Here is a 16,369-nt window from a genome sequence, read left to right on the forward strand (position 1 = left end):
CTACCTGATCTTGAGATGCCCAACCCAACTGAACCAGTTACAATAGACAGTAAATTCCTATAGTTGTCATGATTTACTTCAAGCTTGAAATATTTTTACTTGAAGTAAATCAAAAGCCATCCTAACCTGAGATCAAATCTGTAACCTTAAGGGTCGATGATATGCGGATAGCGTGCCTTGGCGGCGGACCGGCCGGTCTCTACTTTGCCATTTCAACTAAACTCCGGACTCCGGATGCAGAGGTGGTTCTGTTCGAGCGCAACAAGCCCGATGATACCTTTGGCTGGGGCGTGGTGCTTTCGGACGAAACCTTGACCAATCTTGAGGAAAACGATCCGGTCAGTGCTGCTGAAATCCGCGCTCACTTTGCCTATTGGGACGATATTGCCCTACATCACAAAGGACAGACCCTGGTCTCCAGCGGTCACGGATTTTGTGGTATCGGGCGCAAGCGGCTTTTGCTGATCTTGCACAAACGGGCACAAGAGCTTGGTGTTGATCTGCGGTTTGAGACAGATGTCGCCGCGGCCTCGGACTACATGGATGATTTTGATGTGGTGGTTGGCTGTGATGGACTGAACTCTAAGACACGGTTGGAATTCCAAGACAGTTTTCAACCCGATATCGACACCCGTTTATGTCAGTTTATTTGGCTCGGCACCCACCAGAAGTTTGACGACGCATTCACGTTTATCTTTGAGGAAACAGACAAGGGCTGGATCTGGGTCCACGCCTATCAATTTGACGACGAAACGGCGACGTTTCTCGTTGAGTGCAGCCAAGACACATTTGACGCCTACGGCTTTGGTGAGATGAGCCAGCAAGACTGCATCGCGACTTGCGAGGAAATATTCAAAGATCACCTTGGCGGCCATTCCCTGATGACCAATGCCAATCATATCCGGGGATCTGCCTGGATCCGGTTCCCGCGTGTCTTGTGCGAAAAGTGGAGCCACGAGAACGTTGTCTTGCTGGGCGATGCCTCGGCAACGGCCCATTTTTCCATTGGCTCGGGCACCAAGCTTGCAATGGAAAGTGCCATTGCATTAGCGGACGGTATTGCCACCCAACCGACCTTGAAAGAGGCCTTTGCTGACTATGAAGACAAGCGCCGTTTGCAGGTCCTGCGCTTGCAATCCTCCGCGCGAAACTCGGTTGAGTGGTTCGAGGATGTTGAACGCTATCTGCATCTGGACCCGGTGCAATTGAATTACTCTATGCTGACGCGGTCCCAGCGGATCAGTCATGAGAACCTGCGTGAACGTGATCCCGACTGGCTGGCCTCTGCCGAGGATTGGTTCATGACGCAAGCAGGCGTAACATCTGACGGCCCGGCCCGCGCCCCGATGTTTGCCCCGTTTCAGTTGCGCGACATGCATTTGAAAAACCGCATCGTTGTCTCCCCCATGGCACAATATAAGGCTATCGATGGTGCTCCCACAGATTGGCATCTGATCCACTATGGTGAACGTGCCAAAGGCGGCGCAGGCCTTGTCTACACTGAAATGACATGTGTTTCAGCCAATGGTCGGATCACCCCGGGTTGCCCCGGTCTATATGCACCAGCACACCAAGACGCATGGGCCCGGCTGAACACCTTTATCCATACTGAGACCGAGGCCAAGACATGTTGTCAAATCGGCCATGCAGGTCGCAAAGGGTCAACACGCGTCGGATGGGAGGGCATGGATCAGCCCTTGCCCAACAACAATTGGCCCATTCTGTCGGCCTCTGCCATTGCCTGGTCAGACCAGAACACCACGCCCAAAGCCATGGACCGAGCTGACATGGATGCGGTGAAGGATGAATTCGTCTTGGCCACCCAAATGGCGCAGCGTGCGGGCTTTGACATGATCGAATTGCACGCCGCACACGGCTATCTGATCTCGTCTTTCATCTCACCTTTGTCCAACATTCGCACCGATGACTATGGCGGTAGTTTGGAAAATCGGATGCGCTATCCGCTAGAGGTATTTGCGGCCATGCGCGCCGCTTGGCCTGAAGATAAGCCGATGTCGGTTCGGATCTCGGCCAGCGATTGGGCGGGCGACGACGGGGTCACTGCGGATGAGGCTGTGTTGATCGCATCCCTTTTCGAGGCAGCCGGGGCGGACATCATCGATGTTTCGGCCGGGCAGACATCAACGCAGGGTAAACCCGTATATGGCCGCATGTTCCAAACGCCATTCTCAGACCGTATTCGCAACGAGGCGGGAATCAAAACAATGGCGGTTGGCAATATTTACGAAGCAGATCACGTGAATTCCATCCTGATGGCCGGTCGTGCCGATTTAGTCTGCATCGCCCGTCCGCATCTGGCGGATCCCTATTGGACGCTGCATGCCGCCACCGGCCTTGGCGACCGGCAGGAAAAATGGCCGCTGCCTTATGATGCAGGCCGGGATCAAGCCTGGCGACTGGCGGATCGCGACGCCGAAATGGCGGGCAAGGTATGAGCGTGCAACACGTCATAATCTCGGGCGGAGGCACAGGCGTGGGGGCCGAAACTGCGCAGACCTTTGCCCAGGCGGGCTACAAGGTCACGCTCCTTGGCCGCACCAAGGCGACCTTGCAGGCCCAGAACCTGCCCTATCAGATATGCGATGTTACCGACGACGCAGCGGTCAAATCCGCGTTTGACGCCGCACGGCAGCTGCAAGGCCCCATAACATCTGTGATTGCCAATGCGGGCGCGGCCACATCCGTTCCTTTTGCCAAAATGACAGCAGCCGATCTAACCGCGATGACTCACGTAAACCTGACCGGGGTTTTCAACGTTTGGCAGGCTGCGCTGCCGGATATGAAGGCCGCCAAGTCAGGTAGGATGATTGCCATAGCCTCCACCGCCGGCCTCAAAGGGTATCCCTATGTTACCGGGTACTGCGCGGCGAAACACGGTGTTGTCGGGTTGACCCGCGCGTTGGCCGTAGAGCTCGCCTCGACCGGGATCACCGTCAACGCAATCTGCCCGGGCTTTATTGAAACACCGCTTTTGGAGCGCTCGATTGCCAACATCGTCGAAAAGACAGGGATGAGCCCGCAAGACGCTGCAAAATCGCTGACCAAAGGCAACCCGCAACGTCGGTTTATCCAATCCGATGAAGTTGCAGCAACAGCGCTTTGGCTCTGTACGGATGCCGCGCGATCTATAAATGGCCATGCCCTTAGCCTGTCAGGCGGAGAAATTTGATGTATCTTGATCCACAACAAGACCCGGAAACACCATCGAAAGAGCGTCTCCGACTGTGGCTACGGTTTCTGAAGGCCAGTCGCACGATCGAAGCAACGTTGCGCGAACACCTTCGCAAAGAGTTTGAAACCACCCTGCCCCGCTTTGACGTGATGGCGGCGCTGTCGCGGTTCGACGATGGCCTGAAGATGAGCCAATTGTCCGGAGTGTTGCGCGTCTCGAACGGCAATGTGACGGGCATTGTCGACCGGCTGGCCGAAGACGGTTTTCTGGTGCGCGTTCAAGTTCCTGGTGACCGGCGCGCGTCCCTAGTGCGGTTGACTCGCCGGGGGACTGAAGAATTCGCGCGACAAGCCGCCGCGCATGAGGCCTGGGTAGATGAGATGCTAAGCGACTTCTCCCCGGAAGAGTCGCGCGACATTAGCCTGCGACTTGAACAACTTGAGATCAGTTTGACTGAGAATGAGGCATGACCATGCGAACCGACGTAAGTCATTTTAAGTGCGAGATCGTAGACGGCATTGCAACCGTCGCGCTGGATCGTCCCGACCGGAAAAACCCTCTGACCTTTGACAGCTATGCCGAGTTGCGGGACTGGTTCCGCGAACTGACCTACTCAGACGAGGTAAAGGCGGTTGTATTCGCATCCAATGGCGGCAATTTCAGCTCTGGCGGCGATGTGCATGACATCATCGGCCCGCTAACGAAAATGTCGATGAAAGAGCTGCTGACGTTCACCCGTATGACCGGCGATCTGGTCAAAGCGATAGTGAACTGCGGCAAACCAGTGATCGCGGCGGTTGATGGGATTTGCGTCGGTGCCGGTGCGATCATCGCGATGGCCTCGGATTTGCGCATAGCGACTCCCGAAGCCAAAGTTGCATTCCTGTTCACCCGTGTCGGCCTTGCCGGCTGTGACATGGGCGCCTGCGCGATCTTGCCGCGTATCATCGGACAAGGACGCACCGCTGAATTACTCTACACAGGTCGCTCAATGGACGCGCAAGAAGGCCATGCTTGGGGGTTTCATAACAAACTGGTCCCGGCAGATGATCTTTTGTCCGAGGCAACATCCATGGCCAGTCGCATTGCTGCTGGTCCAAACTTTGGCAACATGATGACCAAGACGATGTTGGCGCAAGAATGGTCCATGTCGATTGAACAGGCTATCGAGGCCGAGGCGCAGGCGCAGGCGATCTGCATGCAAACAGCAGATTTTGAACGCGCTTATAACGCCTTTGTCGCCAAGAAAAAACCTGTGTTTGAGGGCAACTGATGGCTGATACATCCTTCCTGACCTGGCCGTTTTTCGACGATCACCACCGCGCGCTTGGCGCCAACCTGGACGGTTGGGCCAAGCAACATCTGGCGGATATTGATCACAGCGACACCGATACAGCCTGCCGCACATTGGTCGCCGCCTTGGGCCGGGATGGTTGGCTAAAACATGCGGCGGTTGACCCCACTGCTGCGGCAAAACTGGACGTCCGGTCGCTGTGTCTGATCCGAGAAACTTTGGCGCGTCATGACGGGCTTGCCGATTTTTCCTTTGCAATGCAGGGTCTTGGAACCGGTGCAATTTCGCTGTTTGGCACCGATGCCCAAAAAGCGGGCTGGCTGCCTAAAATCCGCAATGGCACTGCAATTTCTGCCTTTGCCTTGACGGAACCACAGTCAGGATCTGACGTTGCCAATTCGACTATGACGGCCACCCTGGATGGGGACAGCTATGTGCTGAACGGCGACAAGACATGGATCAGCAACGGCGGAATTGCTGATGTATACACAGTTTTTGCCCGCACAGGCGAAGCCCCTGGCGCGCGCGGATTGTCCGCATTTATCGTGCCCGCTGATACAGCTGGCCTGGAAGTCATCGAGCGTTTGGACACCATTGCACCGCACCCGCTGGCGACACTGCGTTTCAGCGATTGCCGCGTGCCAACATCTGCGCTGATTGGCACCAGTGGCGCAGGATTCAAAATTGCGATGTCCGTTTTGGATGTGTTCCGCGCGACTGTCGCGGCCGCCGCACTTGGCTTTGCCAGACGCGCACTGGACGAGGCAGTGGCCCGTGTGACCACCCGTCATGTGCAAGGGGCTCCGCTGTTTGAATTGCAGATGGTGCAGGGTCACATCGCCGATATGGCGGTGGATATCGACGCAAGTGCCTTACTCATCTACCGCGCCGCATGGGCCAAGGACAACGGCGCGCCACGGGTCACCCGTGAAGCTGCCATGGCCAAACTGTTCTCAACAGATCAGGCGCAGAAAGTCATTGACCGTGCCGTGCAGCTGCATGGCGGTGACGGTGTCAAATCAGGTGAAACTGTCGAAAAACTATACCGTGAAATTCGTGCTTTGCGCATCTACGAGGGCGCGTCAGACGTCCAGCGCGTTATCATCGCACGACAAACTGTAGGTCAATAAACCATGCTTAGTGCCAGCGCCCACACAGATACATTTGCCCGCGATAATCTGCCCCCATTGGACAGTTGGCCTGAATTGTTGCTGGACGGGTTTGACTACCCTGAGCAACTGAACGCCGGGGTCGAGTTGACCGACGCAATGGTCGAACAGGGCTTTGGCGATCACACCGCATTGATCGGCAATGGCCGTCGCCGCACCTATAAAGAGCTGACCGATTGGACCAACCGCATCGCTCATGTCCTAGTGGAGGATATGGGAGTAAAGCCCGGCAATCGCGTGCTAATCCGGTCGGCCAACAACCCCGCCATGGTCGCTTGTTGGCTTGCCGCGACCAAAGTTGGGGCGGTTGTGGTGAACTCGATGCCAATGTTACGAGCTGGCGAGCTGAGCAAATACGTCGACAAAGCCCAGATTGCCTTTGCGCTTTGTGACACCCGCCTGATGGAAGAGATGGAAATTTGCGCCACCGATAATCCGATCCTGAAACGGGTGGTCGGGTTTGATGGCACGTCCAACCATGATGCTGAACTGGATCGCTTGGCGCTTGAAAAACCGGTTCACTTTGAGGCGATCAAAACCATGCAGGACGATGTGGCCTTACTCGGGTTCACATCCGGCTCTACTGGCGAGCCCAAGGCGACAATGCACTTTCACCGCGATCTTTTGGTCATTGCTGACAGCTACGCGAAAGAGGTTTTGGGCGTAACGCCCGAGGACATATTTATTGGCTCACCGCCTCTGGCCTTTACCTTTGGTCTGGGTGGGTTGGCCATCTTCCCGCTGCGGTTCGGCGCAGCGGCGACATTGCTTGAGGTCGCATCCCCGCCTCATTTGATTGAAATCATTGAAAAATACCGTGCAACCGTTTGCTTTACCGCACCCACCGCGTACCGCGCAATGTTACGCGCAATGGATGAAGGTGCCGATTTGTCGTCACTGCGCGCTGCGGTGTCTGCGGGCGAAACCCTGCCCGCACCGGTCTATGACGAATGGATCGCCAAAACCGGTAAGCCGATGCTGGACGGCATCGGGGCAACCGAAATGCTGCACATCTTTATCTCGAACCGGTTCGACGACCACATGCCCTCATGTACAGGCAAGCCTGTCACTGGGTATGTTGCCAAAGTCATTGGGCCGGATGGTACCGAGGTGTCACGCGGAACTCCGGGGCGGCTTGCGTTAAAAGGGCCCACTGGATGCCGGTACTTGGGCGGCCAGCGGCAAGATGAATATGTTCAAAACGGCTGGAACATTTCAGGTGATACCTTTGTTCAGGACGAAGATGGCTACTTTCATTTCTCGGCCCGCAATGACGATATGATCGTGTCATCGGGGTACAACATTGCAGGTCCCGAAGTAGAGGCCGCATTGCTGGCCCATGAAAGCGTCGCGGAATGTGCCGTCATTGGATCGCCAGACCCCGCGCGTGGGACTGTGGTTGAGGCGCATGTCGTCCTGTCCGAAGGTATTGCCGAAACAGCGGAACAGGCAAAACTGCTTCAGGACCATGTAAAATCGATGATAGCGCCTTACAAATACCCTCGCAGCGTTATCTTCACCTCCACTTTGCCAAAGACCGCGACCGGAAAAATTCAACGTTTCAGGTTGAAACCTGGAGGCAGCGACGAATAACTGAGCTAATCAATGCCATGAAGGCAATAGTTGCATTGTTTTTAAAACCAAGGGCGAAACGTCCATTTCAAAATGTAGCTTCAACAACGGGGAAACAAAAAATGAAACTCAAATCACTTATCCTATCCACGGCACTCGCAGCCCTTGCAGGCGGTGCATCCGCTGAAGGCATCAAAGTGGGTATGATCACTACACTGTCAGGCGGCGGTGCGGGCCTGGGCATCGATGTGCGCGACGGGTTCATGCTGGCGATTGCACAATCTGGGCGCAACGATATCGAGGTCGTTATCGAAGACGATCAGCGCAAGCCAGATATCGCTGTGCAACTTGCGGATAAGCTTATTCAATCGGAAAAAGTTGACGTGATGACTGGCATCATCTGGTCAAACCTTGCAATGGCCGTCATCCCATCCAGCGTGGCACAAGGAAAGTTCTACCTGTCTCCTAATGCCGGGCCTTCGGTATTGGCCGGTAAGGGTTGTCACCAAAACTATTTCAATGTTGCCTGGCAGAATGACAACTTGCACGAAGCAGCCGGAGCCTATGCAAAAGGTGCGGGCTATACCAATAGCTTTATTATGGCCCCTAACTACCCTGCCGGTCATGACGCGCTGACCGGATACAAACGGATGTACGAAGGTGAATTGGCCGGTGAGATCTTCACCAAGCTTGGCCAAACCGACTACGCATCAGAAATCGCACAAATCCGCGCCTCCGGAGCCGATAGCGTCTTTTTCTTCCTGCCCGGCGGCATGGGCATTTCTTTCCTAAAGCAATATGCGGACAGCGGTATCGAGCTTCCGGTTGTTGGGCCCGCGTTCTCGTTTGACCAAGGCATTTTGCAAGCTGTAGGCGATGCGGCTTTGGGTGTCGTGAACACCAGCCAATGGAACAAGGATATCGACAACCCAACCAACGCAGCCTTCGTCGAGACGTTCCAGGCAGAATACGACCGCTTGCCATCGCTCTACGCGAGCCAAGGATTCGACACCGCAAACCTGCTGATTTCGGCGCTTGAAACGGCCAGCCCTGATGATGCAGACGCCTTCCGCGCAGCCCTTGAAGCAGCTGATTTTGACAGCACCCGTGGTGATTTTGCGTTCGGGTCAAACCACCATCCAGTTCAGGACATTTACGCGCGCGAAGTGATCAAAGAAGGTGACGTTTACACCAATAAGATCATCGGCGTGGCGCTTGAAGATCACAGCGACGCCTACGCCGCTGACTGCTCGTTCTAAGCTGAAAACGCCTCTGGGCTGGCACGCGCGCTGGCCCAGAGACCCAAGGGAACCTCAAACATGTCCACACTTCTGATCATCGAGCAGGTCCTGAACGGTCTGCAATTCGGTGTAATGCTGTTTTTGATGGCGGCAGGCCTGACCCTGATCTTTGGGGTTATGGGCCTGATCAATCTCGCCCATGGCTCGCTTTATATGATCGGCGCTTTTGCAGCGGCGGCTGTGGCCGGGTTAACCGGATCATTTGTGCTGGCGTTGATTGCCGCCATGGCTGCCGCGGCGGTTGCCGGCGTTTTGGTCGAAATGCTGATCATACGCAGGCTGTATGCCACCGATCACCTTGATCAGGTTCTCGCGACTTTTGCATTGATCCTGATCTTTTCCGAAGGCACCCGCTGGCTCTTTGGCTCGTTCCCGCTGTTCCTGAATATCCCCGATTACTTTTCCGGCCCGGTCACCTTACCCGGTGGCATCCAATACCCACTGTACCGGCTGGTGTTGATCTGTGTTGGCCTGCTGGTGGCTGGCGCGCTTGGCTTGTTTATCACCCGCACCCGTGTTGGCATTCAAATCCGCGCCGGCAAGAATGACCGCGAAATGATCGCGGCCCTCGGGGTCGACATCTCAAAACTCTATACATTGATTTTTGCGCTGGGGGCCGCCCTTGCCGGGCTGGCCGGCGCCTTGGTTGGCGCGATCCAATCGGTTCAAGTTGGCATGGGCGAACCTGTCTTGATCCTTGCCTTTGTGGTTATCGTGATCGGCGGCATCGGCTCGATCAAAGGCGCCCTGATCGGCGCCTTGCTGGTTGGACTCACCGACACATTAGGAGGCATTTTCTTGCCGGAACTGTTCAAGCTCTTCATGGCACCCTCTGCAGCTCAGAGCTCTGGTTCTGCCCTCGCGTCGATGGCGATTTATATCCTCATGGGTGTGGTTCTAATTTGGCGACCAACTGGTTTGTTTGGAGCACGCATATGATCCGTGAACGTCATTTGAACGCACTGGTATTGCTGCTGTTGTTCGCAGTACCCCTTTGGGCGTTTTTCAACGATGCCCCGTTTACCATCACGCTGGCGACGCGCGCTGTAATATTTGCGCTTGCCGCTGTGGGTCTGAATATTGCTCTTGGTCTAGGTGGATTGGTCAGTTTCGGGCACGCCGTTTTCTTTGGTATTGGTGGCTATTCAATGGGTATCCTTGCCCATCACGCGCAGACATATACGCCGTTGATGGAGGCACCCTTTCTGATCGAGGGTACCAAATCAATGCCGGTGATATGGTTGGTGGCGATGGTCACGTCCGCCTTTGCAGCGCTTCTCATCGGGCTGTTGTCCCTGCGTACAGCTGGCGTTTATTTCATCATGATCACACTGGCTTTCGGGCAGATGTTCTACTTTTTCTCGATCAGCTGGGCGGCCTACGGCGGTGAAGACGGCCTGTCCGTCTATGTTCGTAACGGATTTCCCGGCGTGAACACCTTAGTGCCAATCAATTTCTTCGTAATCTGCTTTGTGATATTATGCCTGGTCGTCTTGTTGAACACATTGATCGCAAAGTCCCCATTTGGCCTGGCGCTCAGCGCTGCGCGACAAGTCCCGCAGCGGGTGCAAACCGTTGGATTAGACCCGAACCGCCTGAAACTTGTCGCCTTTGTCATATCAGGAGTGATTACAGGCCTCGCTGGGGCGCTCTTTGCCGATCTCAATCGCTTTGTCAGTCCAACCATGTTCAGTTGGCAGATGTCTGGCGAAATTATGATCTTTATCATACTCGGCGGCGTGGCAAGATTATGCGGCCCTATCATCGGCGCGGTCACTTTTGTCATGCTTGAGCATTTCCTCGGTGGTCTAAGCGAGTATTGGCACATTTATCTTGGGGTATTGTTGCTGATCATCGTACTCTTTGCCCGCGGTGGCTTGGTGGGTCTTATTACTGGGCGCGAGGTTGCACATGACTGATCCAATCCTCGCCACTCATGACCTTCAAAAGTCGTTTGGCGCGCTGAAAGCCACGGACGGTGTTTCAATCGACCTGCTTCCAGGTGAAATTCATGCGGTGATTGGCCCCAACGGCGCTGGGAAGTCGACCCTTATCGCGCAGATATGTGGTGGCCTGACGCCCGATGCCGGCCGCATTGATCTGCTGGGACAAAACGTGACCCACACCAATACCCGTAAGCGCGCCAAGGCAGGTATCGGGCGCACGTTTCAGATCTCGGCATTGGCGATGGAAGACACTGTCTTGCAAAACGTCTTGCTTGGTGCGCTCGGCGCAAGTGGATCTCCATGGCGGTTTTTTCGACCCATTCTGAGCGATACCACATTGCGCGACAAAGCAACCGAGGCGTTGACCCGGGTGGGGCTGCAAGACTACGCGGCCACGCTCACATCCGAGCTAAGTCATGGCCAGCGGCGCCAGCTGGAGGTTGCAGTCGCGTTGACGCTAAAACCAAAGGCCTTTGTTATGGACGAGCCCATGGCCGGTCTTGGTGCGGAAGGATCAAAATTGCTAACTGGTTTTCTGGATGCTCTGCGCAGTGAGGCGCCGATCCTTCTGGTCGAGCATGATATGGATGCGGTCTTTGCCTTGGCCGACCGGATCAGCGTGCTGGTCTACGGCAAGATCATTGAAACAGGGACAGTTGACCAGATCAGGTCCAGTCAGGCCGTGCGCGAAGCCTATTTGGGTGACGGCGCATGACCCTTTTAAATCTACACAATGTTGCTGCCAGTTATGGCTCTTCCAAGGCTTTGTTTAATGTCAATCTCACTGTGGCCGAGGGCGAAGTCATGGCCCTGATGGGCCGCAATGGCATGGGCAAAAGCACAACCGTCAAGGCAATATGCCGGATGATCCCCGCAAGTGGACAGCTGACTTTTGATAGTCAGGACATAACCCGTTTGGCCAGTCATCAAGTCGCCCGTCTGGGCGTTGGTCTTGTCCCCGAAGGGCGCCGGTGCTTTGCGGATCTGTCTGTCACGGAGAACCTCAACGCAGCCGCCAGACGTGGCCCTTGGGATTTTTCCCGGGTTACAACACTATTCCCCAGACTAGGCGAGCGTGAGGCCCAACGGGCCGACACTTTGTCAGGTGGCGAACAACAGATGCTTGCCATTGGCCGCGCCCTTATGACCAATCCACGCCTTTTGGTTCTGGATGAAGCAACCGAGGGGCTTGCCCCGATCATCAGACAAGAAATTTGGGCCGCAATAGCCCAACTCAAAAGCGAAACGGGGATGGCTATCATCGTGATCGACAAATCAATGGCCGAGTTGGCACAGGTTTGTGACCAAGCTACAATTCTGGAGCGTGGTGCAACGGTCTGGACAGGTGCAATGGCAGAACTGACACCCGACATCTCTCAGCGGCTGATTGGCGTCTAACATTACGCAGTCCAACGAAGGTTCTGCACACCCCGCGCAAAATAGCCGGATCCAGTCCGCTACACATTATTCGGAGTACACAATGACACACACAGTAGTACAGCCCAAAGGTTGGGCCCCGGCTAAAGGTTACGCCAACGGAATGTTAACATCCGACGGCACGCTTTATGTTGGTGGGCAAATCGGGTGGACGGCCCAGCAAGCCTTTGAAACACATGATTTCATCGGCCAGATGGAGCAAGCCTTGCGTAACATTTTGGACGTTGTCCAAGCCGCAGGCGGTCAAGCCGAAGATATAACCCGGCTGACGTGGTTTGTGATCAACAAAAAAGAATATGTAGCCCGCCAACGCGAGGTCGGCGAAGTATACCGCCGTGTTTTGGGTCGTCATTTTCCGGCCATGTCGATGCTGGTTGTCGCTGGTCTGGTTGAGGATGACGCCTTGCTCGAAATCGAGGCAACAGCGCACTTAAAGACATCCGACTAAAGATTGCGGCTGAACTGAAACAGGTCCCCGTGTAGCCAGAACACAATGGCCGCCACCACAAGGAAGATACAGGCAAAGACCGCGTCATGCTTGGGCGACCATGCGTCGTAGGTATTGGCTATTTTGATCAAGAACGGATACGCGATCAGTGCGGTTATGGTCGGCGCAAGGATTGCGGCTGGCAGGCCAAATTGTTGTACGCCAACGATAGTGAGGCCAAACTGCAAGATGGCTGTGCTGACCTTAAAAAACGAAAAGCTTTTGGAATTTCCGAATGCCAATGGCACCTTTTCATAGCTGAGCATGATCAGACGTGGCATCGAGGCCAGTGCAATCATAATCAGCACAGGACCTGCGGAATAGTATCGGGCGTCATACAGTATTTGAATGAGACCATCACCGATTAGCACAATGACGGCAATGCCGGCAAACAAGGTGCCGGTTACGGCAAAACGCGCCCTGTCAAGTTTGGTTTTGTTGTCGGCACTGTCACCAGGTGGCCTGTGGCGGTACAGCGGGAACATGACGTTGTCGTTGATTGCAAAAGCTAAAAGCAGCGGCACAGTCGCCAGGAAAAAGGCGATGTTATAAATGGCAAGTTCTTCGAGGCTAACGAACTTGCCCAAGACCAGCTTATCGCCCTGATTGACGAAAAAACCCGCAACCGTTGCCAGGAAGATGTACTTTCCGTAGCTAAACAGACGCTTGGTTGCGTCTGCTTCAAGAGTGAACCAGTTTGTTTTCAGCGGCAACCAAAGGTGTGAGATGATTGTATGGGCAACGGCGCCGACAATAGTTCCGTAGACCAATGCCCAAACAGACTGCAATATGTAGGCCAATACGATCATCGTGATCGCGCCGATAAGCTGACTGACCAGCGCAAGCGATGTCAGGCGGCCCAGCAACAATTGTCTATTTGCTGTGTGCATCCCTAAGGAATTGAATCCCTGTAGCACCGGGATCACTGCACTGAAATGTAGCATCTGCGTCAATTGTGGGGTGTCGAAGAAGACGGCAATTGGGCTGGCCGAAAGGTAGATAATAGTGCCTAAAAACCACCCGCGGACATTTTGCAACGTCCACGCGGTGTCAAGGAAGGCTTGTTCTTCGCCGCGTTTGTCTTGGATAATCCCCTCTCGGAGACCAAAATCAGAGAACATGGTAGCAGCGGCTATGACAACTTGTATCAACGCCATCAGCCCAAAAGCCTCCGGAAACAGCAGTCGTGTCAGAACAAGATTGGAGAACAAGCGCAATCCGCTTGTGCCACCAAAGTTTAACACAGTAAGAAGCGCTCCGCGCGATGCCCTTGCCCCGATACCATCTCGCATCAGGTTATTTTTTAAACGACTAATCATGCCGTTGAGGTGTATATGGTATTGATCGCGACTGTCACCTTTCTTTCTGGACATGCCGTGGTTCTGGTAACTGTTTGTCCTGCGGCTAGGTTGGTGCCGTCCACTGCCAGGCAACGCCGATAGATGTCAGGTCTGATCGGCTAGTAGTTGGGTGCTTGGATGACCGAATTGGCAACACATCATGATGCGACTTTGTCAGTAAGCAGATGTTGTTATTTTGCGAAAATGATCAATAAAAGCGAACTGGCAACAGTTTTAATTGATCTATGGCTCAAAGAAAACGATATTTCTACAAAAGGGACAAGAGAATGCGGCTAGTACCAAAAATTGTTATTGCCCTGCTCGCAGCCACTGGGTTGGCGTCACCAGTAGCAGCGGATGCCAACCAAGTCTCGCTTCTGAACTGGGGTGAGTATATTGACCCAGTGACTATCGACAGGTTTCAAACCGAAACCGGCACCAAAATCATCATGGACACTTATGGCGAAGCTGACGAAGCTGAGGCACGTCTGATCGCGCGCGGTACAGGTTATGATCTGGCGGTGGTGTCGATGGAGACCGTCGGCCGAATTATCCAAGCCGGGGCCATCCAGAAAATCGATGTGAACGTCATACCGAATGCGGCGGGTGTCGATCAAGAACTCTTGGATGTTTTCCTTCAATCCATGCCAAGCGCGGAGGGATATGTGTTGCCCTATCTCTGGGGGACAACAGGTATCGTCTATGATTTAAAATCAGTCGCTGAACGTATACCGAATGCCCCAACCGACAGTTGGGCATTGGTTTTTGATCCCGAGAACGCAGCCAAACTGGCCGATTGTGGCATCACCATCGTTGATTCCGTTGAGGAAGTTCTGGCAGCGGCATTGGTCTATCTTGGCTCGGACCCGCACACGCAGGCTGACAACGAAATTGACGCCGCCTTGGAGCTGATTGCCGCCATTGCCCCTTACGTCCGGTCCTTTGGCAGCAATCAGAACGATGAACTGACCCATGGCGAGATTTGCCTTGCGATTGCTTGGAGCACAGATGGCCTGACCCCCCTGCTGGGGGCACAAAGGGAAAGATACCGCTACATTCTGCCCAAAGAAGGCACCAACCTTTGGGCCGACGTCTTTGTGGTTCCCAGTGATGTGGCGAGTGTGGAGCCATCATACCAGCTGATAGATTACATCTTAAGGCCCGACATGATGGCTCTGGCAACGCTCTACACATTTGGGAACAACGCGGTACCAGCTTCAAGTGCCGCAATTGACGACCCAAACTTTGACTTGCCGGCACTGGCGTTTCCCCATGATATGCAAGTCCCTCTTTATTTCGTCAAACCGCGGGATGGCCACGAGAAACGGGCCTTAGACCGACGCTGGAGAAGACTTCAGATCGGACATTAATAAACCTCGATACCGTCGTTATCAGGCCGTTGACGCTCCACGACCATATCCCGGTCCACTGATATTTCTGGTGCAATTATCGAGATTGTTGCTACTCATCAATATCAGATCCCGAGTGTACAGTTTGGCATGGTCGTCGTTCAAGTCCACGTCCTGTCGCGACCACTTTCAAATAACGATGGGAGACAACATAGCAAAATAGGGGATCTCCACGTGTAAGATTACTTTGCTATGCAAGGCTGTCTACACATGGCAACTGCATTGACAAAAATATGTATCAACGGTTGTTAGTGCGCTGAAACAAGATGCTTTACACCGGGCTCCAAGATCTGAAAGGTAACATCTTTATGGGCAAGATCAAAAAGTTACTTGTAATTGCTGGATCGGCCAAAACCGGCTCAACCAGCTTGGCCAAGTGGCTGGGTCAACGCGATGACATGGTCTTGGGCACAGAAAAGGAAGGCCGGTATTTTACCAATTTCCAATCTGACAGCTGGACCGGACCAGCAAGTGACGGATTTCGCGATACACTGATAACAGATGCCGCAAGCTATGAAATGAACTTTCCCGATCTGACTGATGATCAATGGGCGATTGATGGCTCTACAGATTACATTTGGGCTGACGGCACTATTGGCAAGCTGATGGAGTTTGCGCAAACCTGCGAAGTCAAAATCATCTGTATTGCGCGCGAGCCTGTTTCCCGCGCAGTTTCAGAGTATAATCACACATTGCGCCATGGCTGGGAGGATATGTCGTTTTCTCATAGCCTGCACGCAGAACAAGATCGCCGTTCGGCTGGTTGGCATCCACTTTTCTATCACAAGCGCCGCAGCGAAATTCGCGATGATATTCACCGTTATCACGACGCATTTGGCGAGAATCTTCTGGTCCTTGACTATCAAGACATGAAAACCGCCGATGTTGTCCTAGAAAAAGTGGCCAAGTTCCTTGGGGTGCCGGATAAACCGGTGGACAGCTCACAGGCGCACAACGTGTCGCTCCTGGAGAAGAACAAGCTTTCTGGGCGTCTCAAACGCAGCAAGTTTCTTTTGTCTTTGGGCCGCATCCTGTTACCCGGTGTAATCAAGCGATGGCTTTGGAATGCACTCCATGTTGAGGCCAAGCACAAGACAACCGTGTCCGAGAAGGAAAAACAGGCCTACAGCGCGCTGATGGCGGAAGAAATTGCCGCATGCAAATCAAGCCCACTAGTTCCAACAGATCGGTGGCCTTCAAGCGAGTGAGTGTTGGGTTCAC

At 54.1% G+C, this 16,369-nt stretch carries 15 protein-coding genes; 14 read left to right on the forward strand and 1 reads right to left on the reverse strand.

Going from position 1 to position 16,369, the window contains the following annotated elements; translation table 11 throughout:
* Positions 1–161: 161 nt before the first annotated feature.
* The 12 genes from EBB79_RS22380 to EBB79_RS22435 all read left to right on the forward strand — a co-directional run bounded on the left by EBB79_RS22380 (position 162) and on the right by EBB79_RS22435 (position 12,360).
* Positions 162–2,456, forward strand: coding sequence for a bifunctional salicylyl-CoA 5-hydroxylase/oxidoreductase (locus EBB79_RS22380; RefSeq protein WP_127751263.1), 2,295 nt, complete (start codon positions 162–164; stop codon positions 2,454–2,456).
* The gene (locus EBB79_RS22385) at positions 2,453–3,190 is read left to right on the forward strand and encodes an SDR family NAD(P)-dependent oxidoreductase (RefSeq protein WP_127751264.1); all 738 of its coding nucleotides are present in this window, start codon (positions 2,453–2,455) and stop codon (positions 3,188–3,190) included. The genes EBB79_RS22380 and EBB79_RS22385 overlap by 4 nt, the downstream gene beginning before the upstream one ends.
* Positions 3,190–3,663 (forward strand): MarR family winged helix-turn-helix transcriptional regulator, encoded by a 474-nt coding sequence (locus tag EBB79_RS22390; RefSeq protein ID WP_127751265.1) that lies wholly within the window; start codon positions 3,190–3,192, stop codon positions 3,661–3,663. The genes EBB79_RS22385 and EBB79_RS22390 overlap by 1 nt, the downstream gene beginning before the upstream one ends.
* 2 nt (positions 3,664–3,665) lie before the next feature.
* The gene (locus EBB79_RS22395) at positions 3,666–4,466 is read left to right on the forward strand and encodes an enoyl-CoA hydratase family protein (protein ID WP_127751402.1); all 801 of its coding nucleotides are present in this window, start codon (positions 3,666–3,668) and stop codon (positions 4,464–4,466) included.
* Positions 4,466–5,617, forward strand: coding sequence for an acyl-CoA dehydrogenase family protein (locus EBB79_RS22400; protein ID WP_127751266.1), 1,152 nt, complete (start codon positions 4,466–4,468; stop codon positions 5,615–5,617). The genes EBB79_RS22395 and EBB79_RS22400 overlap by 1 nt, the downstream gene beginning before the upstream one ends.
* Before the next feature lie 3 nt (positions 5,618–5,620).
* A complete protein-coding gene (locus tag EBB79_RS22405; protein WP_127751267.1) occupies positions 5,621–7,249 on the forward strand; it encodes an AMP-binding protein in 1,629 nt (542 codons plus the stop codon).
* A gap of 101 nt (positions 7,250–7,350) precedes the next feature.
* Complete coding sequence (locus tag EBB79_RS22410; protein ID WP_127751268.1) at positions 7,351–8,487, forward strand: ABC transporter substrate-binding protein; 1,137 nt, start codon at positions 7,351–7,353, stop codon at positions 8,485–8,487.
* A gap of 60 nt (positions 8,488–8,547) precedes the next feature.
* Positions 8,548–9,468, forward strand: coding sequence for a branched-chain amino acid ABC transporter permease (locus EBB79_RS22415; RefSeq protein ID WP_127751269.1), 921 nt, complete (start codon positions 8,548–8,550; stop codon positions 9,466–9,468).
* A complete protein-coding gene (locus EBB79_RS22420) occupies positions 9,465–10,448 on the forward strand; it encodes a branched-chain amino acid ABC transporter permease (protein WP_127751270.1) in 984 nt (327 codons plus the stop codon). The genes EBB79_RS22415 and EBB79_RS22420 overlap by 4 nt, the downstream gene beginning before the upstream one ends.
* Positions 10,441–11,190 (forward strand): ABC transporter ATP-binding protein, encoded by a 750-nt coding sequence (locus EBB79_RS22425; RefSeq protein ID WP_127751271.1) that lies wholly within the window; start codon positions 10,441–10,443, stop codon positions 11,188–11,190. Before EBB79_RS22420 ends, EBB79_RS22425 begins: the two co-directional genes overlap by 8 nt.
* On the forward strand, positions 11,187–11,873 hold the full coding sequence (locus EBB79_RS22430) for an ABC transporter ATP-binding protein (protein WP_127751272.1): 687 nt from the start codon (positions 11,187–11,189) through the stop codon (positions 11,871–11,873). The genes EBB79_RS22425 and EBB79_RS22430 overlap by 4 nt, the downstream gene beginning before the upstream one ends.
* A gap of 82 nt (positions 11,874–11,955) precedes the next feature.
* Positions 11,956–12,360 carry a RidA family protein gene (locus EBB79_RS22435; RefSeq protein ID WP_127751273.1) on the forward strand — a complete coding sequence of 135 codons (405 nt, stop codon included), beginning with the start codon at positions 11,956–11,958 and terminating at the stop codon, positions 12,358–12,360.
* Here the strand turns inward: EBB79_RS22435 and EBB79_RS22440 are convergent.
* Entirely contained in the window at positions 12,357–13,691 is a 1,335-nt protein-coding gene (locus tag EBB79_RS22440; protein WP_164860894.1) for an oligosaccharide flippase family protein, read from the reverse strand. The genes EBB79_RS22435 and EBB79_RS22440 overlap by 4 nt on opposite strands.
* 335 nt (positions 13,692–14,026) lie before the next feature.
* Between EBB79_RS22440 and EBB79_RS22445 the strand changes: the two genes are divergently transcribed.
* Positions 14,027–15,109: an extracellular solute-binding protein gene (locus tag EBB79_RS22445; RefSeq protein ID WP_164860895.1), complete on the forward strand. Its 1,083-nt coding sequence runs from the start codon at positions 14,027–14,029 to the stop codon at positions 15,107–15,109.
* Positions 15,110–15,666: 557 nt separating this feature from the next.
* Positions 15,667–16,356 (forward strand): sulfotransferase domain-containing protein, encoded by a 690-nt coding sequence (locus tag EBB79_RS22450; RefSeq protein ID WP_164860896.1) that lies wholly within the window; start codon positions 15,667–15,669, stop codon positions 16,354–16,356.
* Positions 16,357–16,369: the final 13 nt, after the last annotated feature.

The sequence above is a fragment of the Parasedimentitalea marina genome (assembly GCF_004006175.1).
GTDB classification, from domain to species: domain Bacteria; phylum Pseudomonadota; class Alphaproteobacteria; order Rhodobacterales; family Rhodobacteraceae; genus Parasedimentitalea; species Parasedimentitalea marina.